General features: G+C 69.7%; 11 protein-coding genes and 1 pseudogene. 4 read left to right on the forward strand and 8 right to left on the reverse strand.

What is annotated here, in order from left to right:
- Genes AC07AZ_RS00435 through AC07AZ_RS00450 form a run of 4 tightly spaced genes read right to left on the reverse strand, consistent with a single transcriptional unit; the run spans nt 1 to nt 6,594 of the window.
- Complete coding sequence (locus tag AC07AZ_RS00435) at nt 1–1,353, reverse strand: glycoside hydrolase family 27 protein (protein WP_478842198.1); 1,353 nt, start codon at nt 1,351–1,353, stop codon at nt 1–3.
- Nucleotides 1,350–4,595 carry a glycosyl hydrolase family 28 protein gene (locus tag AC07AZ_RS00440; RefSeq protein ID WP_478842200.1) on the reverse strand — a complete coding sequence of 1,082 codons (3,246 nt, stop codon included), beginning with the start codon at nt 4,593–4,595 and terminating at the stop codon, nt 1,350–1,352. The genes AC07AZ_RS00435 and AC07AZ_RS00440 overlap by 4 nt, the downstream gene beginning before the upstream one ends.
- An 11-nt stretch (nt 4,596–4,606) precedes the next feature.
- Entirely contained in the window at nt 4,607–5,395 is a 789-nt protein-coding gene (locus tag AC07AZ_RS00445) for a heparin lyase I family protein (RefSeq protein ID WP_478842202.1), read from the reverse strand.
- Nucleotides 5,392–6,594: a glycoside hydrolase family 88/105 protein gene (locus tag AC07AZ_RS00450; RefSeq protein ID WP_478842204.1), complete on the reverse strand. Its 1,203-nt coding sequence runs from the start codon at nt 6,592–6,594 to the stop codon at nt 5,392–5,394. Before AC07AZ_RS00450 ends, AC07AZ_RS00445 begins: the two co-directional genes overlap by 4 nt.
- A 411-nt stretch (nt 6,595–7,005) precedes the next feature.
- On the opposite strand from AC07AZ_RS00450, the gene AC07AZ_RS00455 reads away from it, so the two are divergent.
- Both AC07AZ_RS00455 and AC07AZ_RS00460 read left to right on the forward strand, forming a co-directional pair.
- Nucleotides 7,006–7,842, forward strand: a complete 837-nt coding sequence (locus tag AC07AZ_RS00455) for an aldo/keto reductase (RefSeq protein WP_478842206.1) — start codon at nt 7,006–7,008, stop codon at nt 7,840–7,842.
- 188 nt (nt 7,843–8,030) lie between these two features.
- Nucleotides 8,031–8,726: a glycoside hydrolase family 75 protein gene (locus AC07AZ_RS00460; protein ID WP_478842208.1), complete on the forward strand. Its 696-nt coding sequence runs from the start codon at nt 8,031–8,033 to the stop codon at nt 8,724–8,726.
- 13 nt (nt 8,727–8,739) lie between these two features.
- Here the strand turns inward: AC07AZ_RS00460 and AC07AZ_RS00465 are convergent, their stop codons facing one another.
- The 4 genes from AC07AZ_RS00465 to AC07AZ_RS00480 all read right to left on the reverse strand — a co-directional run bounded on the left by AC07AZ_RS00465 (nt 8,740) and on the right by AC07AZ_RS00480 (nt 14,385).
- Nucleotides 8,740–9,441, reverse strand: a complete 702-nt coding sequence (locus tag AC07AZ_RS00465) for an SDR family oxidoreductase (RefSeq protein ID WP_478842210.1) — start codon at nt 9,439–9,441, stop codon at nt 8,740–8,742.
- A gap of 144 nt (nt 9,442–9,585) precedes the next feature.
- Nucleotides 9,586–10,566, reverse strand: a complete 981-nt coding sequence (locus AC07AZ_RS00470) for a class I SAM-dependent methyltransferase (RefSeq protein ID WP_478842212.1) — start codon at nt 10,564–10,566, stop codon at nt 9,586–9,588.
- A 367-nt stretch (nt 10,567–10,933) separates the two neighbouring features.
- Nucleotides 10,934–12,652, reverse strand: a complete 1,719-nt coding sequence (locus tag AC07AZ_RS00475; protein WP_478842215.1) for a glycoside hydrolase family 6 protein — start codon at nt 12,650–12,652, stop codon at nt 10,934–10,936.
- Nucleotides 12,653–12,918: 266 nt separating this feature from the next.
- A complete protein-coding gene (locus AC07AZ_RS00480; RefSeq protein WP_478842217.1) occupies nt 12,919–14,385 on the reverse strand; it encodes a cellulase family glycosylhydrolase in 1,467 nt (488 codons plus the stop codon).
- A 271-nt stretch (nt 14,386–14,656) separates the two neighbouring features.
- Here AC07AZ_RS00480 and AC07AZ_RS00485 point away from each other — a divergent pair, with 271 nt between their 5' ends.
- Together AC07AZ_RS00485 and AC07AZ_RS00490 are read left to right on the forward strand one after the other, a co-directional pair.
- Entirely contained in the window at nt 14,657–17,572 is a 2,916-nt protein-coding gene (locus AC07AZ_RS00485; protein WP_478842219.1) for a glycoside hydrolase family 48 protein, read from the forward strand.
- 242 nt (nt 17,573–17,814) lie between these two features.
- Nucleotides 17,815–20,465, forward strand: a pseudogene (locus AC07AZ_RS00490) (cellulose binding domain-containing protein).
- Nucleotides 20,466–20,593 lie beyond the last annotated feature (128 nt).

Raw genomic sequence — 20,593 nt, forward strand, 5'->3', positions numbered from 1 at the left:
TCATCCTGTGGAGGCGGCGGGCTCGACCCGGATCAGCCGGGTCTCCCCCGGCCGCAGGGTCGCGCTGTACCTGTCGGCGACCGTGCCCTTGTGGGAGCCGGACCACAGGTCGGTGACGTCGCCGGAGCCGGTGAAACCCACCTGCGACCAGTTCACGCCGACGGTCGCGCTGCCGGACGTGCCGGTGTTGAAGAGCGCCACGACGTACCGTCCGTCGCTCTCCTTCTTGGCGAAGACCTGCCGCACACCGCTCTTGACGATCCGCCGTGCGGCCACTCCGTCCTGGTCGACGCCGATCAGCCGGTCGTTGGTGAGCATCGCCCTGTCGACGGAGTCGAGGTGCGTGAGGTCGGTGCCGAGCAGCAGCGGTGAGGCCGCCATCGCCCACAGGGTGAGGTGCGAGCGCCGCTGGTCGGCCGTGAGCCCCACCTGGTCGCCGTTGCCGGCCTCCAGGGAGTCCAGGTCGTTCCAGCCGCCGGGTCCCGCCTGCGGCTGCCAGGAGGCGGCCGTGTCGAACCGGGCCGAGACGTGCGACCAGTCGGTCAGCGGATAGCCGCTGCCGTTGGCGCCCGGCCCGCAGTAGCACTCCACGTCGCCCTGGGTGCGCCAGCTGTTGGCCAGCGCGCGCCAGGTGGCGGCGTCGGCGATCGGCAGGTTGTTGGACAGCGCGAAGGTGATCGGCCGCCCGGTGGCGCGCAGGGCCTTGTCCCAGGCCCGGACGTCGGCGACGTCCTGGCTGCCGACGCCGTCGATCTTCAGGTAGTCCACGCCCCAGGAGGCGAACTGCCGTGCCCAGGAGTTCACGAACTCCTGGGCGCCCGGCTTCCCGTAGTCGAGGTAGTACATGTTCTTGCAGTTGTAGTTCTTCTCCGTCTTCGAGGTGTCCGCGATGTCCTTCGCGTGGTACGACGTGCCCTCGACCGGTGTGTTCTTCAGTACGGCGTTCTTCGCGATGCCCGGCGTCACGTAGAAGCCGAACTTGAGGCCCTTGGAGTGGATGTGGTCGGCGAGCGCCTTGATGCCGCCGGGGAACTTCGCGGTGTCGACGGCCCAGCGGCCGGCCGAGTCGACGACGAAGCCGTTGTCGTCGCACTTCTGCCAGAAGTCGTCGAGGTTGACGTGGACGAAGCCGTGGTTCGCGAGGCCGCTCGACACCAGGGCGTCGGCCTGCGCCTCGATCTTCGCCTCGGTGGGTGTGCGGCGCACGAAGCTCCAGCTGCTCCAGCCCAGGGCGGGCCGGACCGACTGGCCGTTGTCGGAGGCGGCCGCGGGGTGGCCGGCGCCGAGCAGCGGGAGGGCCGGGGCGATCGCCAGCCCGGCCACCACCGCCATCAGTGTTCTGCCGCGGTTCATGAGGTACTCCCGGTGGCCGGTGTCGCGTAGGAGGTGCCGATCCATGCCTCGTCGACGCGCAGCCGCTTGTAGCGGGCGGTGTCGCCGGCGCCGGCCCAGGTGGAGTCGACTTCGAGGCGTACGTAGCGGGCGCTCGCGGCGGGGATGTCGATGCCCTGGATGCCGCGGCGGCTCGCCACCTGCCCGGACTTCACCGCGCTGCCCCAGGTCGTGCCGTCGTTGCTGAGGAACACCTTGTAGTCCTTGATCCGCGCCGACTGCTCGGTGTCCGAGCGGGCGTAGGCGACGGAGTCCTCACGCTGGTTGAGCCCGATGTACCGCACCTTCTTCGCCGAGCCGAGGTCGAAGGTCAGGTCGACGGGCAGGGTCTTGTCGCTGTCCCAGTAGGTGAGGTGGTCGCCGTCACCGGCGGCGGAGGCGGCGTGGCCGCTCGCGGAGGCGCTCGCGCTCACCTTGACGCCGCTGAGGATGCCCTGCCGGCCGGCCGTGGTGACCTTGAAGACGGTGTCGTACGGGTCCCAGGCGCCGAGCCCGTTCAGGGTGAGCACGCCGCCGGACTGGGTCCACGAGACGGCCGCCCTGGTACGGAGGTTGATGACGGAGGCGACGCGGTAGCCGTTGTCCCGGATGCGCAGGGTGCTGGTGGTGGGCGGGGTCAGGACGTGCACGTACTGGCGGTTCGGGTCGGTCTTGGCGATCGTCGTGACGCCGTGGGCCCCGTCGTTCCAGAAGCCGGGTTTGAGGCCGCCGTACATGTAGCCGCCGCCCTCGGTGCCGTGCAGGGACTCCCAGACGGGGTCGAGATAGGAGTTCGCGAAGGTGTTGAAGGAGGCCTGGTTGGCCGGGAACACGCCGTTGACCTGGGCGGTCTCGGCCATGAGCGCCTTCACCGAGGAGCCCGCGTTGGTGACGAGACGGCCCAGGGTGAGCATCCGGTCGACGGAGGGGTCGGAGCCGTCGTACCACCAGGCGCCGGTCGAGGGGAGCTTGAAGTCGGCCTCGGTCAGGCGGGGTTGCGCGGTGTACACCGCCTGCGGGTAGTCGTAGGCGGGGGACATTCCCGTCTTCTGCTCATTGCTGATCATGTCCATGATCGGCGTGTCCTCGTTGTTGTTGCTGAGCGTGTAGTTCGGGCGCTTCTGCTGGATCTGCGCGTAGAGGTCGTGGCTCTCCCAGTACGCGTTGTCGTTGTCGATCCAGAAACCGCCGAGGTCGGGATAGCGGTTCATGACCTCGAAGAAGTTGTCGTAGCTGAACCGCCCGAAGCCGTCACGGGTGGTCAGGTCGACGTTCGTGCCCTTGTAGGCCGAGTACGCGGACGAGTCGAGCCACTCGTGGCCGCCCTCGGCGTGCCACTGGGGGTCGTCGGTCATGTAGAGGATGACCTTCATGCCCTTGGCCTTCGCGGCGGTGATCAGCTCGCCGACGAAGTCCCGTTTGGTGGAGCAGGAGCCGGGGATTTCGGACGGCCAGGGGCGGGCGTAGCCCAGGCGGCTGTGGAAGGTGGCGAGGACGAGGTACTGCGTGTGCAGCTTCTGCGCCTCCCTCACCCAGTAGTCGGGCGTCCAGCCGCCGTTGGTGACGTCGCTCTCCCACCCGGAGCAGCTGGTGTGGGCGGGCGCGGTGCGCAGGCCCCAGTGCAGGAACAGGCCGCCCACGGAGGCGCGGAGGAAGTCCTGGCGGGGGTTGTCGAGATCGAGCGGTCCGGCCGCCGCGGCGCCGGCGCAGTTCTGGCCCGACCCGCTGCCCGACACCCGCAGCGCGCCGCCCGAGGTGGTGTGACTGTCCGTCAGGCAGTAACCGTCGACGTCCTGGAAGCCGGCGTCGAAGGGCGCGTCTCCGCCACGCTGGGCCGTGAACCGGGTGAGCCGGATGTTGCTCGCCGCGTCGGCGATGAGCGCCGGCCGGCCGTCGTCGGCGGCGAACCTCACCGAACTGTCGGTGAGATGGACGTCGTCGGCGTTGTGCAGATACCAGCCGTAGGCGGGGCGGGGGCCGATGGCTTTGGGGTTGTAGTCCTTCGGGTCGTTGGCCGGCACGGCGGTGGACAGGGTGCCGCTGCCGCCCGGGACCGTGATGTCGACGTGGTCGAAGGTGACACCCCTGATGCGGTGGCCGTTCTCGCCCCACAGGGTCGGGCTGAACGAGGGGCTGTTGCCGGTGGCCTTGATGTCGTCGTACGTGACGTCGCTGATCGACCCGACTCCGGGAGTGCCACCGCAGCGTTTGCGCGTGCCGATCTTCTGCAGGATCGGTGAGTGGACGTCCGTCATGGTGATGTCGCGGTAGTGGACGTCGGAGATCTTCGCGCCGTCCATCGAGACCATGCCGAGCCCGGACTTGTCGGCACCCTCGATGCGGATGTTCTCGAACCGGTAGTCGGAGAAGTCGCCGCAGGTCTCGGAGCCGAACATCAGCGCGTTGCAGCAACGGGCCGACAGGTAGCTGTCGTTGACGCGGACGTGGCCGTTGGGAAGTTTGGCGCCGAGGGCGTAGTCGCTCTTGAAGACCAGCGCGTCGTCGTTGGCCTTGATGCTGGCGTCGGTGACGGTGACGTCGGTGGTGGAGATGATGTTCCAGCCGTCGCGATCGCTCGCGGTGTCGATGGTCAGGTGGTCCGAGACGACGTTCCGGCACCCGTTGATCAGGGCCGCGAAGTGGCCGCCGCGGCGGAGCGTGAGCCCGTCGCCGATGCGGAGGCCGTCACACCGGGTCAGCGAGATGATCTTGTCGGCCTCGCCGGGCTTCGGGTTGCCGGTGATGAGGTTGCCGAGTCCGTCGATGACGCCCTGGCCGACGAATCCGATGTCGGTCAGCCGGTCGCCGTAGATCATCGCGTTGTGGAAGTGGCTGTGCCCGTAGTCCTGGTAGGCGTCGTAGGGGTTGGACTCGGCCTTGTCGTAGGTGTCGGCGCTGGAGCCCTGGATCGTGGCGCCCTTGTCGACCTGGAGCGTCACATGGCTCCGCATGTGGATGGTGTTCCTGGACTTGTAACTGCCGGACGGGAAGCGGACCGTGCCGGCTCCGGCCGCGTGCGCGGCGTCGATCGCCTTGTTGATGGCGGGGGTGTCGTTGGTGGAACCGTCCCCCGCGGCGCCGTAGTCGCGTACGTCGAAGACGGCGGCGGACGGGGCCGGGTTCGGGGCGGCGAGGGCCACGGGATGGGTGAGTCCGAGAACGACGGCGAGGACGAACAGGACGATCGCCCCCGCCCTGCGCCCGGGAACGGTGGGGGGTTTCATGGGACGGCTCCTCAACCGAGCTGGTAGCCGCGGAGGCCGGTGAGCAGGAGGTAGGTGTCCTGGAGCGAACCGGAGGTGTCACCGAGGGAGCGGTAGATGCCCCACTTCGGGCGCACCCGGTCGGCCAGGAAGGTGTCGACGCCGGTCTTCGACGCGTCGGCGACGGTCGAGCCGCCGCTCTTGAGGATCCAGCGGACCGAGCCGGCCGAGCCGTTGCCGACCTTGATCTGGAAGTCGACGTCGGTCCACCTGTCGTGCAGGGGGTCCAGGTCGGTACGGCCGACGAGGATGTCGTCGATGGCGAGTTTCAGCTCGATGGTCTGCTGGCCGTTCACCCGGCGCAGGGACTGCACGACGATCGGCGAGGTGCCGCTGCCCGGCTGCTTCATCTGCATGATGTGCGTGAAGGTGGTGGTGGCCTTCAGCGAGCTCGGGATGTACATGGAGTACGTGACCCGCCAGGTCTGGCCCTCGGTCCACGTGAGGTGGCTGCTGCCGCTCGTGCGCAGACCGGTGACCTCCTGCCGCTGGCGGTCGGTGGACGTGTCGCGGTCGACGGTGTGCATATTGAAGCGCCAGTTGTTCCCGGTGGCGTAGATGTGCGGGTGCGCGGCGGGGTGCGAGTTCGCGCGGTCGTCCTCGATGGTCTCGAAGGCACCGAGGCCGTCGCCGCTCGCGGAGGGGGCCCACTTCTGCTGCCAGGAGGCCGCGTGGGCGGTGGTCGCGGCGGGCAGCCCGGCGGCGGCGCCCGCCACGCCGCCGAGGGCGGCACCGAGCACCCTTCTTCTGGATGTGCTCATGACACTAAATCACCTCGCAGTTGCTCGTTCATGATCAGGAAGGCGCCCAGGCCGTGGAAGTCGTTGACGGCCCGGGTGCGGGCGGCGTAGTACGCGTAGTCGCCGACGTTCGTGCCGACGGAGATGTCGGCGAGCTCCGTCCGGCCGTCCGCGCCGAGCGACAGCCTCGCCAGGACGCCCTGGTAGCCGCGCCGGGCGACGGCCGTGAAGTGCGGGTCGAGATAGCCCCGTTGCGCGCCGCGCGAGAGGGCGAAGGTGAACATGCTGGAGCAGGACGTCTCGGTCCAGTTGTCGTCGCGCCCGCCCTTGTCCATCACCTGGAACCAGCGTCCGGTCGCCGGGTCCTGGTACTTCTCCAGCCCCGTGGCCAGCCTGCGCAGGATCGTGAGGAGTCGCGCGCGACGGGGATGGTTCGCGGGGAGGGCGTCCAGGACGTTCACGATCGCCATGGAGTACCAGCCGACCGCACGGCACCAGTGCTCGGGGGCGAGCCCGGTCTGCGGATCGGCCCAGCCCACGCTCTTCGACTCGTCGTAGGCGTGCCTGAGCAGACCGCTCGCGACCTGCAGATGACCGCCGTAGACGGCGAGTTGCTTCGCGGCCTCGTCGTTCGCGTAGGCGCTGTCGCCGAACTCCCTGCCGTACTCGACGAGGAACGGGTTCACCATGTAGACGCCGTCCGCCCACAGTTGGTGGGCGCGACTGGTGGTGTCCGCGTGCCAGAACCCGCCGTCGGCCGTGCGCGGGTAGGTGTTCAGGCGGTCGCGGATCTTCTGGGCGGCCTTGCGGTAGCGGTCCAGTCCGGTCTCATGGTGCAGGATCACCAGCAGCCGGCCGGCCTGCATGCTGTCGAGGCTGTTGAAGGACTGGTCGATCGTGCCGTCGCTCTTCACGAAGCGGTCGACGTAGTCCTTGACGTAGGTGAGGTAACGCTCTTCGTGGGTGCGCCGGTAGGTGAGGTACTGGCCGTAGAGGTAGAGGCCGACCGGGTAGGACCAGCCGCCGATGGTGCTCGGGGTGTAGCGGGCCGTGGTGGAGTCGACGACGGCCACGGACCAGTCGGTCGCGGCGGCTGGGCGGCTCGCGGGCCGCGCGGTCGCGGCGGCGGCCGGAGGCGGGAGCGCCGCGGGCAGCGCCGACAGCGCGACGGCGGACAGCGCGAAGGCCGTCAGCGCCCCGGACAGGCGTCGATGTCTCATGTTCCTCCTTCTCGGTGGACGGCGAGGGCCTTGCCGGGCTCTTTCATCGGATGTCTGTGGAATGCAGTCGTCCGTCCATGTGATCGGCGTCATGGAGTGTTCAGGGCTGCGCATGGACGCCCCGAGCCGCCAGCACCAAGGAAACCCCAGGTCACGTCGGCACCGGCATCGGTTCACATGGATGTACCACGTTCAGCGGCTCGTTCGGCGGCGCCATACAGCGTCGCGGCCTGACGCGTCGCGGTCAATGGTCCGGACCGATGACGTCGGATGCGTTTCCGGCCAATCTCGCGACTTTGGCGCTGACTCACCGGTCAGTTGCGGCGGATCGCGCGGTCAGGAATGCATCACGGCTCGTGATCGTTGACCATAGGAGTACCACCTGACGACAACCGTAAGGATCACGAGCTAGTGAGCAGCAAGGTCCCCTCGATCACCCTCAACAACGGCCTCGAGATGCCCCAGCTGGGCTTCGGCGTCTGGCAGGTGCCGGACGACGAGGCGGAGCAGGCGGTCACCACCGCGCTGGAGAGCGGGTACCGCAGCATCGACACAGCGGCGATCTACGGCAACGAGGAGGGCACCGGCAAGGCCATCGCCGCGTCCGGCCTCCCCCGCGAGGACGTGTTCGTCACCACCAAGCTCTGGAACAGCGACCAGGGATACGACTCCACGCTGCGCGCCTTCGACGCGTCGCTGGACAAACTCGGCCTGGACTACGTCGACCTGTACCTGATCCACTGGCCGACGCCGGAGCGCGACCGGTACGTCGACTCCTACAAGGCGTTCGAGAAGCTCCACAGCGACGGGCGCATCCGCGCGATCGGCGTCTCCAACTTCGAGCCGGAGCACCTGGAGCGGCTCAGCGCCGAGACGTCGATCGTCCCGGCGGTCGACCAGATCGAGCTGCACCCGCACCTGCAGCAGCAGGCGGCCCGCGCCTACCACGCGGAGCACGGCATCGCGACCGAGGCGTGGTCGCCGCTCGGCTCGGGCAAGGGCCTCCTGGAGGTCCCGGCGATCGTCGCCATCGCCCGGAAGCACGACCGCACCCCGGCGCAGGTCGTGCTGCGCTGGCACCTCCAGCTCGGCAACGTGGTGATCCCGAAGTCCGTGACGCCGTCCCGGATCAGGGAGAACATCGAGGTCTTCGACTTCAGCCTGGACGACGAGGACCTGGCGGCGATCAGCGCGCTGAACGAGGACCGGCGACTGGGCCCGGACCCCTCCACGTTCAACGCTGCCTGAGAAACGGCGAGTTCGAGGCCGCCTGCCCTGCGGGGTGGGCGGCCTCTCTCGCGGCCTCGCCGGATTCCCGTAGCGGCCGGCCGGTTCGCGGCAGGTGACGCGTGCGGGCTTGACGCGGACATGTGGACTGGGTCACCTTGTACGGCAACCCAGTAAGGAAACTTTCCTAACAGAAGGGTTCCCCCACAGTGCGCATACGAACACTGACCCTCGCCGCGGCCTCCGGGGCCGCGCTGCTCGCCGCCGGCGTGCTCCCCGCTCACGCGTCCGGCACCGCACGACCGGCGTCCGCCCAGGAGGGCTCGGTCAGCGCGGCCGACCTGCTCGCCAAGGTGACGTCCTGTCAGCAGATCTCGAACGGCAAGTACCGCACCGACGACGAGACGTCGGCCACCGTCCCCGTGTGCGGCAAGAACGGCGCGGTGTTCTGGAAGGCCGACATGGACATCGACTGCGACGGCCAGCGCACGTCGAAGTGCAACGAGGACACCGACCCCTGGTACCAGGACGACACGGCGTTCCACCAGTCCGACGGCAAGCCCCTCAAGGCCGACTCACTGCCGTACGTCGTCGTACCCAGCTCCAGCAGCATCTGGAAGTACTCCGGAGCCGGCGTCAAGGGCGGCGGCGTGGTCGCCGTGATCTACAACGGCAAGGTCGAGTACGCCGTCGTCGGCGACACCGGCCCCACGAAGATCATCGGCGAGGCCTCGTACGCCACCGCCCACGCGCTCGGCATCGACAGCGACCCGGAGACCGGCGGCACCGACTCGGGCGTGACCTACATCGTGTTCAAGAACTCGCAGGTCTCCCCCATCGAGAGCCACAGCGCGGCGGTCACCCTCGGCGACCGGCTCGCGAAGCAGTTCCTCCAGAACAACTGAGTTCTGCAGCAGGTCAGTTGGGCTGTCCGAGCGGCCGGACGACGACGGTGTTGACGTCGACGCCGTCGGGCTGCCGGATGGCCCACACGACCGACTCGGCGATCTGGTCGGCGGTCAGGAGATGTCCCGGGGGCAGGCTGCCGTAGCTGTCCCAGAACGGCGTCTCCACCCGGCCCGGCGCGACCAGTGTGACACCGATGCCGAACTCCGTGACCTGACGCCGGGTGTTCTCGGCGAGGCCGGTCACCGCCCACTTCGTCGCCCCGTAGACGTTGCCGGGCGTGGGCACGAAACCGGCGACGCTGCCGATGAGGACGACACGTCCACGCGTCTCCTTCAGCGCCTCCACGGAGGCACGGATCAGCAGCGCGGGACCGAGCACGTTCGTCAGCACCATCTCGGTCCACCCGGCGGGATCGCCGTCGGCGACCGTGTCGTGGGTGGCGAAACCGGCGTTGGCGACGACGGTGTCCAGCCGGCCGAAGTCCTTGAGCGTACGGTCGACAGCCGACCGCACGTCGTCGTACTCGGCCGCGTTGCCGGCGATCGTCAACAGGCCGTCGGGTTCGCCGAGTTCCTCGGCGAAGGCGTGCAGCCGCGCCTCGCCGCGGCCGGTGACGGCCACCCGCTGCCCGGCGGCCAGCAGTTGCCGGGCGACGGCGGCGCCGATGCCGCTGCCGCCGCCGGTGATGAGTGCGACCGGAGAGTCGGTCATGGAGTTCCCCCTGTGTCGAGTCGGACGGCAGGGAGTCCATCACTTGGAGCACTCTCGAAGTCAAGGGCCGCAGATCAGGCGCCAGGTGGCGGCGGGAGACCAGCGGCCCCACCCGGCCCACGCGCCGTCCGTACAGCAGGGCTCTCAGCTCGTCCGTACGGCCGTGTGCACCGTGTGGGCGGCGAGTACGAAGACGTCGGGCCGGTGGTGGACGCTCGCCTTGTCGTCCGGGTCGAGGAGCCGGTCGAGGGTGGCGCGGTCGTCGGCGTCGAGCGCGTCGCCGAACCCCTCGCGCATCCGGTCGAGGGACGCGGCGACATGGGCGCGCGCCCGATCGGACACCGGGGCCGGCAGGTCCAGCAGGAAGCTGCGGGTCCGGTGGTGCGTCAGGCCCGCGGCGCTCAGCAGCGCCGGCCAGTGCTCGGTCTCGGTGACGGAGCCCGGCAGGTCGGCGCGCATCCGGGCGAACCACTCCGACTCCAGGGCGTCCAGCCGCGCCTGGAGACCGGGGCGGCCGATCCCGATGTCCCGGGGCAGGTACCGCGCGGGGAGGCCGCCCTCCATCAGCGCGACCGTCCCGCCCGGGGCCAGCCGGGCGGCGAAGGCGGTGAGGGCCGCGCGCTGGTCACCCAGGTGGTGCAGGCTGCGGCCGGCCCACAACAGGTCGGCCGGGTAGTCCAGTTCGTCCAGGATGCCGGGCAGTTCACCGGCCAGGGTGCCGAACCGGTCGCCGTGCCCGAGGCGGCCGGCCCGCTCCCGGGCCCGCTCCAGGAGTGGTGCGGAGCCGTCGACGGCCATGACCCGGGCGCCGGGGAACGTCTCGGCGAACAGACAGGAGACGACCCCGGGGCCGCTGCCGGCGTCCACGATCAGCCCCGGCTCGGTCACCTCCCGGCCCAGCCAGGACAGGGCCCGCTCGTACAGCGGCGCGAACAGCTCGGCCTGCGCCTCCAGATGCGGTGCCATCTCGGCCCAGTCGATGTCCGTGTGGTGGTCGTGACGGTGGCTGTGACCGGGGCCGTGGCCCTGAGGTCCCTGGTGGCCCTGGTGGCCCTCGTGGCCCTGGTGATCGTGGGGTTCGCGATGTTCGTGGGGTTCGTGGGGTTCGTGGGGTTCGTGCGTCATGGTGGTCAGCCTCTCGTCCCGGGGTGCCGCCAGCGTGCTCCGGCGCACCGGACCGGGGCCACTCCTGTTGCCGGGGCGGCAAAACCACGCGCCACGCCGTGACGGCGACCGCCCGGTGGTGGCGGACGCCCCGTGACGGTGGCCGCGTCGTCACGGCGGCCGCGTCGTCACGGCGGCCGCCCATGACTGCGACCGCCCCATGACTGCGACCGCCCGGTGACGGCGACCGCCCCGTGACGGCGACCGCCCGGTGGTGGCGGCCGGACACGGTGATCCGCCGGGCCGGCCCCGCAAGGCCGGTCCCGGCGGATCACCCGCGTGTCACCCGCGGGGTCAGGTGCGTCTCAGCGCACCGTGCCGCACGGCGTCACAGCGCCGGGTAGGCGTTCTTCATGAGCTCCTGGAACTGCGCGGAGAACCAGTGTCCGGACAGCGGCGCGTTGGGCAGGGCGCCCGACATGCTGTTGCCGTTGCGCGCGTTGCCGGTGTACGTGGGGTCGCACATGCGGTCGAAGCCCTTGCCCTCGTCGTTGGCGATGGCGGAACTCGAACCGTCGGACTCACCCGGGGGCTTCATCCACACGTAGGCGTCGATCCCGGCGGCCGGGGCGGCCTTCGGACGCTCGCCGAGGCCGGCTCCGGCCTGGTTGCACCAGTTGCCGATGTGGATGCGGCGGTCGTAGCGGCCGCCGTCGACGTAGGTGTCCACGCTGGTCGTCGCGCCCGGGCCGGTGGGCCGGGCGGTGCCGCCCCAGCCGTTGCGGGAGGTGTCGATCAGCATGCCGATGCCGGAGTTGAAGCCGACCGAGACGAGCTGGTTGCGGAACGCCTGGGCGTACGACAGTTCGTCGACGTACCGGTTCCAGTCGACCCACTTCGACTCACGGACCGACTTGCCGGCCACCGAGTCGTTGATGGTGAAGTTGTTCTCCTTCAGGGCGCTGTAGTTGGCCGTGTTGGTGATGAAGCCGTGCACGTCGTCGACCGTGGCGCCCTCGGCGGTGGCGGCCTGCTTGAACAGGTTCGCCGACGGGGCGAAGTTGTCGTCCCAGCCCAGCCAGCCGTGGTGACCGGCGTCGATGTAGTTGTAGACGTTGGGGATGGCGCCCAGCTTGTTGAGGGCGTAGCCGACGCCCTTCACGTAGTTGCCGTTGGCGAGCATCGTGTCGCAGGCCGGTGTGGCGGTGGCCCGGCTGCCGGTGTTGGTGACGAGGTTGGGCAGCGAGTCGATCTCGATGGTGGTGACGATCCGCAGCGAGCTGTACTTGCTGTCGGACAGGATCGCCGCGATCGGGTCGATGAACTGCGTCTTGTACTTGTCGATCTCCGTCGGACCGAGCTCGCCGTTGGAGGCCAGGGCCGCGCAGTCACGTCCGGGGAGGTCGTAGACGACCAGCTGGACGACCTCTTCGCCGCTGCCCTTCTGCGCGAGAGCCGCGTCGAGGTGGGCGCGCAGTCCCATGCTGCTGCTCGAACCGTTGATCGCGGCGATGCGGTCCAGCCACACACCCGTCGGCTGGTTGGAGACGCGGGTGCCGCCCGGCTCCGCGGCGGCCTTGGCGGACCACTCCGGGTTCACGTACACCTTGGCGCCGACGTAGGGGTTGTCGACCTTCGTGGAGGGGGTGCCCGGGCCGGTCGGACCGGGATCGGTGGGACCGCCACCGCCGTCGACGTTGCAGGTCACACCGTCGAGGGTGAACGTGGCGGGCACGGCGTTGGTCCCGCTGTACGTGCCCTGGAAGCCGAAGCTGGCCGAACCGCCGGCCGGCAGCGAGGCGTTGTAGGTCTCGTTGGCGGCGGTGACGGCCGCACCGCTCTGGCTGATCTTCGCGTTCCAGCCGTTGGTGACCTTCTGGTTTCCGGCGTACGACCACTTCACCGCCCAACTGCTCTTGGCGGCACCGTTGTTGGTGACGGTCACGGCGGCGGTGAAGCCGGTGTCCCACTGGTTCTGCACCTTGTAGTCCACGGTGCAGGGGACGGCGGCGAGCCCGGCGTCCCCGGGGGCGACGGCGAGCGCCGTCCCGGACGCCCCGGCGACCAGCGCCAGGGCGGCGAGTATCGCTGTTCTGGTACGACTCATGAGTGCGGGTTCCTTCTCCGTGGCGGGTGTTGACTTCTCCGTTGCGGTTGGTGCGGTTGATGCGGGCGTTGCGGTGGTGCGGGCGTTGCGGTGGTGCGGGCATTGCGGTGGTGCGGGTGCGGTTGGTGCGGTTGTGGGTCATGCAGGCGTCGCGGTGGTGCGGGAACCTGCGCTGGTGCCGGTGGTGCGGACCGCTGGCGGTGCGGATTTCGGGCACAGCGGATCTCGGGGGTGGTGCGGACCGCGGGGTGGTGCGGGGTGAGGCGTTACGGGTTGAGGGCGCGCAGGTGGTCGCGCAGGCCGGCGCCGTACGACGTGGGCGTACCGCCGTAGTCGGAGATCAGGGACGGGCCCGAGGAGCAGTCCCAGGTGTTCCAGGTCCAGCCGAGGTACGACAGGCCCCGGTCGTCGAACCACTTCATGACCTGGTCGACGAACCCGTGCGAGCAGGTGTTCTCCCCGATCTCGCCCGCCACCAGGGGTACCTGGGCGGCGACGGGGGCGAGGGTGGAGTTCCAGCAGCTCTCGTTCGCGCAGGTGTTGAAGTTGTAGACGTGGAAGGCGGCGGCGAGATTGCCCGCCGGGTCGGTCGGCCGGTAGGCCAGCCACTGGCTGAGGTCGTTGGAGTAGGCGAGTCCGCCGGCCATGATCGTGTTCTTGGCGCCGGTGGAGCGCACCGCGTCGACGAGATCCTGCATACCGGCGACCTCGTACCCGATGCCGGAGCAGGTCCCGCCGTCCCGCCAGCACTGCCACGCCTGCGTGGCCGTGGAGGTGGCACGATCCGGGTAGGGCTCGTTGAACAGGTCGAACAGCACGGCCTGGTCGCTCTTGAAGGTGTTCGCCACCGACGACCAGAACGACGGTGAGTACTGCATGTCGGGCATCGGCTTCTGGCAGGTGGCGTGCACGTCGGAGCAGCCGGCCGAGTTCCCGGTGTACTGGCCGTAGGTCCAGTGCAGTTCGACCACCGGGGTCAGACCGTGCGCCTCGACCCGGGCGACCAGGGCCTTGACGGCGTCGATGTAGTTGGCGCCCGCGTACTCCGGTTTGATGTTGGACAGGCCGAGCCAGCACTCCTCGTTCAGAGGGATGCGGACGGTGTTGGCGTGCCAGTCGGCGATCGCCTGCACGGCGGCGTCGTCGACCGGGCCGTCCCAGATGCCGTAGCCCTGCACGCACATGAACTCGCCGCCGGAGCGGTTGACGCCGAGCAGTCGGCGGGTCTTGCCGCCGGCGTCCACGAGTTTGCTGCCCGAGACGTGGAGCGCGGGCGCCTTGCCGTCACCCGGGTCGGTCGGAGTGGGCGGGGGTTCGGTGTCGGTGTTGCAGGCGGTGCCGTTGAGCTTGAACGCGGTGGGGGTGGGGTTGCTCCCCGACCAGGAGGCGATGAACCCGGCGCTGACGCTCGCGCCGGTACCCAGCGAGCCGTTCCAGCTCTCGTTGGCCGCGGTGACGGTGGTACCGGACTGGGACCACTTGGCGTTCCAGCCCTGACCGACCTTCTGGCCGCCCGCATAGTCGAAGGTGAGTTTCCAACCACTCACCGCTGCGGTGTTGTTGGTGATCTTCACGGAGCCCTGGAAGCCGGTGTCCCACTGACTGGTGACGGTGTACTCCACCGTGCAGGCGGGCGTGGCTCCGGACGCCGTGACCACCGGTACCAGCACGGACCCGACGAGGGCGGCCGAGCCGGCAACGGCTAAAAGTACTGAACGCGGGGGGTGTCGCATGAGCGAGTCCTCACAGCTCGGGCGCGTCGTGGCGGACGCGTCGACTGATGGAATCGCTCCCACTGATGCGAGTGAAGGTAGCGGCAAGTGTCGGCGATGGACAGGGGTGGTGCTGACTTTCCCTCAACGCGTGCTGTCGAATCTTTTCGACTCTTCGCGCACCTTGACCGACCCCACCCCCGTCCGCACTATGGGAGCGCTCCCACTGGTTCAAGGCTTGTTGCTGCTGCTCCGCCCCCCACTTCTCCGAGCCGCAAGGAGGAACCAGCGCATGCACCCCAGAAGGAGAGGCAGAGCCGTACGGCGGTTGTGGACCGCCGCCGTGGCCGCCCTGGCGCTTCCGTTCACCCTGTTGAGCACTGCTTCAACTCCCGCACAGGCAGCCGCACTTCAGTGCAGCGTCGACTACAAGACGAACGACTGGGGTTCCGGCTTCACCGCGGACCTGACCCTCACCAACCGCGGTACGGACGTCATCGACGGCTGGACGCTGACGTACACCTACGCGGGCAACCAGAAACTGTCGAACGGCTGGAACGGGACCTGGTCCCAGTCGGGCCAGACGGTCACGGTGAAGAACGCCTCGTACAACGCGAGGATCGCCGCCGGTGCCGCCGTCTCCACCGGTGGCCAGTTCACCTACAGCGGCGCCAACGCCGCGCCGGCCTCCTTCGCGGTCAACGGCACCACCTGCGCCGGCGCCCACCAGCCGCCGGTCGCCGTGCTGACCAGCCCGGCCGCGGGCGCGGTCTACACCCAGGGCCAGGCCGTTCCGCTCGCGGCCACCGCCGCGGCCGCGGACAGCGCGACGGTCAGCAAGGTGGAGTTCTACGACGACACCACCCTGCTGGGCACGGACACCAGCGCGCCGTACTCGCTCTCGGCTTCCGGGTTGACCGTGGGCAGTCATTCCCTGGTGGCGAAGGCGTACGACAGCCTGGGCGCGTCCGCGGAGTCCACCCCGGTCGGCATCACCGTCGCCGCGGGCCCCGTCGTGGTCGCCACACCGTCCCAACTGGGCGTCCAGCAGGGCAAGACGGGGACGTACGAGGTGAAGTTGTCGACCCAGCCCGCCGCGAACGTGACCGTCACGACGGCCCGCGCGAGCGGCAACTCGGGGCTCTCGGTCACCGGTGGCGCCTCCCTCACCTTCACCCCGTCGAACTGGAGCACCGCGCAGAAGGTGACCGTCACCGCCGACGCGTCGGGCACCGGTGCGGCGGCCTTCGAGTCGACGGCCGCCGGTCACACCAAGGCGACCGTCACCGTGACGGAGCTGGCGGCCTCCAAGACCTACGACGCCCGCTTCCTGGATCTGTACGGCAAGATCACCAACCCGGCGAACGGCTACTTCTCACCCGAGGGCATCCCCTACCACTCGGTCGAGACGCTGATCGTCGAGGCGCCCGACCAGGGCCACGAGACCACGTCGGAGGCGTACAGCTATCTGCTGTGGCTCCAGGCCATGTACGGCAAGGTGACGGGCGACTGGACCAAGTTCAACGGCGCCTGGGCGATCATGGAGAAGTACATGATCCCGACCCACGCCGACCAGCCGACCAACTCCTTCTACAACGCCTCGAAGCCGGCCACGTACGCGCCGGAGCTGGACACTCCCAACGAGTACCCGGCGAAGCTGGACTCCGGGGTGTCGGTCGGACCGGATCCGATCGCCGGTGAACTGAAGACCGCATACGGTACGGACGACGTCTACGGTATGCACTGGCTGCAGGACGTCGACAACGTCTACGGCTACGGCAACGAGCCCGGCAAGTGCGAGGCCGGCCCGACCGCGACCGGACCGTCGTACATCAACACCTTCCAGCGCGGCGCGCAGGAGTCGGTGTGGGAGACGGTGCCGCAGCCGACCTGCGACGCCTTCAAGTACGGCGGCACGAACGGCTATCTGGACCTGTTCACCGGCGACGCCTCCTACGCCAAGCAGTGGAAGTACACCGACGCCCCGGACGCCGACGCGCGCGCGGTGCAGGCCGCGTACTGGGCCGACGTCTGGGCCAAGCAGCAGGGCAAGGGCGGTGACGTCTCCGCGACCGTCGGCAAGGCCGCGAAGATGGGCGACTACCTGCGCTACGCCATGTACGACAAGTACTTCAAGAAGATCGGCAACTGTGTCGGTCCGTCCACCTGCCCGGCCGGCACCGGCAAGGACGCCTCCTCCTACCTGCTGTCCTGGTACTACGCCTGGGGCGGCGCCAACGACACCAGTGCGGGCTGGGCCTGGCGCATCGGCTCCAGCCACGTCCACGGCGGCTACCAGAACCCGCTCGCGGCGTACGCCCTGAGCAGCTACGCCGACCTGAAGCCCAAGTCGGCGACGGGACAGGCGGACTGGGCGAAGTCGCTCGACCGGCAGCTGGAGTTCTACCGCTGGCTGCAGTCGAACGAGGGAGCCATCGCGGGCGGTGCGACCAACAGCTGGGCGGGCCGCTACGCGACCCCGCCGGCCGGCACGTCGACCTTCTACGGCATGTACTACGACCAGCAGCCCGTCTACCACGACCCGCCGTCCAACCAGTGGTTCGGCTTCCAGGCATGGTCGATGGAGCGGGTCGCCGAGTACTACCAGCAGACGGGGAACGCGAACGCCAAGGCGGTCCTCGACAAGTGGGTCGACTGGGCGCTGTCCAAGACGACGATCAACCCGGACGGCACCTTCCGGATCCCCTCCACCCTCCAGTGGTCGGGGCAGCCCGACACCTGGAACGCGTCAAGTCCCGGCGCCAACAGCGGACTTCACGTCACCGTCGCCGACTACACCGACGACGTGGGTGTGGCGGCCGCGTACGCCAAGACCCTGTCGTACTACGCCGCCAGGTCCGGTGACACGGAGGCGAAGACGACGGCGAAGGCGCTGCTGGACGGCATGTGGACGAACGACCAGGACGCCCTGGGCATCGCCGTCCCGGAGACCCGCGCCGACTACAACCGCTTCGACGACACCGTGTACGTGCCGAGCGGCTGGACCGGCAAGATGCCGAACGGCGACACGATCAACAGTTCCTCCACCTTCGCCTCGCTCCGGTCCTTCTACAAGAACGACCCGGCCTGGTCGAAGATCGAGAGCTACCTCGCGGGCGGAGCCGCGCCCGTGTTCACGTACCACCGGTTCTGGGCCCAGGCGGACATCGCCCTGGCCATGGGCTCGTACGCGGAGCTCCTCGAATAGTCCCCGCCGGGCGCCCGGCGGGGAGGGCGGTACGCAGACCGCGGTCGGTGTGTGGCCGACCCCGCGGTTCCCCGCGCCCGCACGGGCGCGGGGGCGGCACCGCGCCCCGCCGGAACGTCCGGAGCTTCGCGTGCGTGGCCCCGTCACCTGACGACGGGGCCCGGCCGGGCGGCCCCCACCCGCACGGGGGGCCGCCCGGCCATCGCCTTTCCATCCCCCCACCCGCCCGGAAAGGACGACCTGTGCGAAGGACCCGCATCCTCACCGCCGTGCTGGCGCTGGCCGCCGGCCTGCTCGCGGGCAGCCCGCCCGCGCTGGCGGCGAGCACCCCGAAGGTGACGCCCGCCGCCGACACGTACACGTGGAAGAACGCCCGGATCGACGGCGGTGGCTTCGTCCCCGGCATCGTCTTCAACCGGACCGAGAAGAACCTCGCCTACGCCCGCACCGACATCGGCGGCGCCTACCGCTGGCAGCAGTCGACGAAGACCTGGACGCCCCTGCTGGACTCGGTCGGCTGGGACGACTGGGGGCACACCGGCGTGGTGAGCATCGCCTCCGACGCGGTCGACCCGAACCGGGTGTACGCGGCCGTGGGCACGTACACCAACAGCTGGGACCCGGGCAACGGGGCCGTGCTGCGGTCCGCCGACCGGGGCGCGAGCTGGCAGAAGACGGACCTGCCGTTCAAACTCGGCGGCAACATGCCCGGCCGGGGCATGGGCGAGCGGCTCGCCGTCGACCCGAACCGGAACAGCGTGCTGTACCTGGGCGCGCCCAGCGGGAAGGGCCTGTGGCGGTCGACGGACTCCGGTGTCACCTGGTCGCAGGTGGGCAGCTTCCCCAACCCGGGCAACTACGTGCAGGATCCGGGCGACACGAGCGGGTACGCGTCCGACAACCAGGGCATCGCCTGGGTCACCTTCGACGAGTCCACGGGCACGTCGGGCACCGCGACGAAGACGGTGTACGTCGAGTCGCCGACAAGGACAACGCGGTGTACCGGTCCACCGACGCGGGCGCGACCTGGAGCCGGCTGGCCGGGCAGCCGACCGGCTATCTCGCGCACAAGGGTGTACTGGATACGAAGAACGGCTATCTGTACATCGCATACAGCGACAAGGGCGGTCCCTACGACGGCGGCAAGGGCCGACTGTGGCGGTACGCGACCGCGACCGGCGCCTGGACGGACATCAGCCCGGTCGCGGAGGCCGACACCTCCTACGGCTTCAGCGGTCTGACGGTGGACCGGCAGCACCCGGGCACCGTGATGGCGACGGCGTACAGCTCCTGGTGGCCGGACACCCAGATCTTCCGCTCCACGGACAGCGGCGGCACCTGGACGAAGGCGTGGGACTACACGTCGTATCCCGACCACTCGAACCGCTACACGATGGACGTCTCCTCCTCGCCCTGGCTGACCTGGGGCGCGAATCCGTCGCCGCCCGAACAGAGCCCGAAGCTGGGGTGGATGACGGAGTCGCTGGAGATCGACCCGTTCGACTCGAACCGGATGATGTACGGAACGGGGGCGACGGTCTACGGCACGGAGAACCTCACGAACTGGGACAGCGGCGGGCGGTTCACCATCACGCCGATGGTGCGGGGCCTGGAGGAGACGGCGGTCAACGACCTCGTCTCTCCCCCGTCGGGCGCCCCGCTGCTGAGCGCGCTGGGCGACGTCGGCGGCTTCCGTCACACGGACCTCACCAAGGTGCCGCCGATGATGTTCACCTCGCCGAACTTCACCACGACCACCAGCCTGGACTTCGCCGAGACGAACCCGGACACGGTGGTGCGGACCGGCAACCTCGACTCGGGCCCGCACATCGCGTTCTCGACCGACAACGGCGCCAACTGGTTCGCGGGGACGGACCCTTCGGGCGTCAGCGGCGGCGGCACGGTCGCCGCGGCGGCGGACGGCAGCCGGTTCGTCTGGAGCCCGGAGGGCACGGGCGTGCGGTACGCGACCGGCTTCGGCACCTCCTGGTCGGCGTCGAGCGGCATCCCGGCGGGTGCGGTCGTGGAGTCGGACCGGGCGGACGCGAAGACCTTCTACGGCTTCAAGTCCGGGAAGTTCTACGTCAGTACGGACGGCGGCGCGACCTTCACCGCGTCAGCGGCCACCGGTCTGCCGAGCGGCGACAGCGTCCGCTTCAAGGCGCTGCCCGGCACGAAGGGCGACGTGTGGCTGGCGGGCGGCGCGAGCGACGGAGCGTACGGTCTGTGGCACTCGACGGACGGCGGGGCGAGCTTCACCAGGCTGGCGAACGTCGAGCAGGCCGACACCGTCGGCTTCGGCAAGGCGGCACCCGGCGCCTCGTACCAGACGCTGTTCACCAGCGCGAAGATAGGCGGTGTGCGCGGCATCTTCCGCTCGACGGACAAGGGCGCGAGCTGGACCCGTGTCAACGACTCCGCCCACCAGTACGGCTTCACGGGCGCGGCGATCACCGGCGACCCGCGCGTCTACGGCCGGGTGTACGTCTCGACGAACGGCCGGGGAGTCGTCTACGGCGACACCTCCGGCGGCGGTGATGACGGTGGCGGCGGCACGGACCCCACACCGACGGGCGCCTGCACGGTGACCTACCAGGTCACCAACCAGTGGTCGGGCGGCTTCCAGGCGGACGTGCGGCTCGCCAACACGGGATCGAGCGCGTGGAGCGGCTGGTCGCTCGGCTGGTCGTTCCCGGGCGGCCAGAAGGTCACCCAGCTGTGGAACGCCGGCTTCACCCAGTCCGGTACGGCGGTCACCGCGCGGAACGTCTCCTGGAACGGCACGGTGGCGGCCGGCTCCTCGGTGACCTTCGGGTTCACCGGAAGCTGGTCGGGCTCCAACCCGAAACCGACCGCGTTCACCCTGGGCGACCGGAGCTGCACGGTCGCCTGAACCGGTGGGGGGGGGGGCGGGGGGGGGGGGGGAGACCCGGCGTCTCGCGTGGGGTGGCCGGGGTGGGGGGGGGGGGTGGGGGGGGTGTTCCGCCGAGAAAGATCAGGGTGGGGGGGGGGGTTGTGGGG

This window comes from Streptomyces sp. NPDC043878, assembly GCF_056435735.1.

What these genes read in the sequence shown, in the direction of transcription:
- AC07AZ_RS00440 (WP_478842200.1), bottom strand. Translation starts at nt 4,595, where the DNA reads ATGAAACCCCCCACCGTTCCCGGGCGCAGGGCGGGGGCGATCGTCCTG.
- AC07AZ_RS00465 (WP_478842210.1), bottom strand. Translation starts at nt 9,441, where the DNA reads ATGACCGACTCTCCGGTCGCACTCATCACCGGCGGCGGCAGCGGCATC.
- AC07AZ_RS00485 (WP_478842219.1), top strand. Translation starts at nt 14,657, where the DNA reads ATGCACCCCAGAAGGAGAGGCAGAGCCGTACGGCGGTTGTGGACCGCC.
- AC07AZ_RS00445 (WP_478842202.1), bottom strand. Translation starts at nt 5,395, where the DNA reads ATGAGCACATCCAGAAGAAGGGTGCTCGGTGCCGCCCTCGGCGGCGTG.
- AC07AZ_RS00475 (WP_478842215.1), bottom strand. Translation starts at nt 12,652, where the DNA reads ATGAGTCGTACCAGAACAGCGATACTCGCCGCCCTGGCGCTGGTCGCC.
- AC07AZ_RS00435 (WP_478842198.1), bottom strand. Translation starts at nt 1,353, where the DNA reads ATGAACCGCGGCAGAACACTGATGGCGGTGGTGGCCGGGCTGGCGATC.
- AC07AZ_RS00480 (WP_478842217.1), bottom strand. Translation starts at nt 14,385, where the DNA reads ATGCGACACCCCCCGCGTTCAGTACTTTTAGCCGTTGCCGGCTCGGCC.
- AC07AZ_RS00450 (WP_478842204.1), bottom strand. Translation starts at nt 6,594, where the DNA reads ATGAGACATCGACGCCTGTCCGGGGCGCTGACGGCCTTCGCGCTGTCC.
- AC07AZ_RS00470 (WP_478842212.1), bottom strand. Translation starts at nt 10,566, where the DNA reads ATGACGCACGAACCCCACGAACCCCACGAACCCCACGAACATCGCGAA.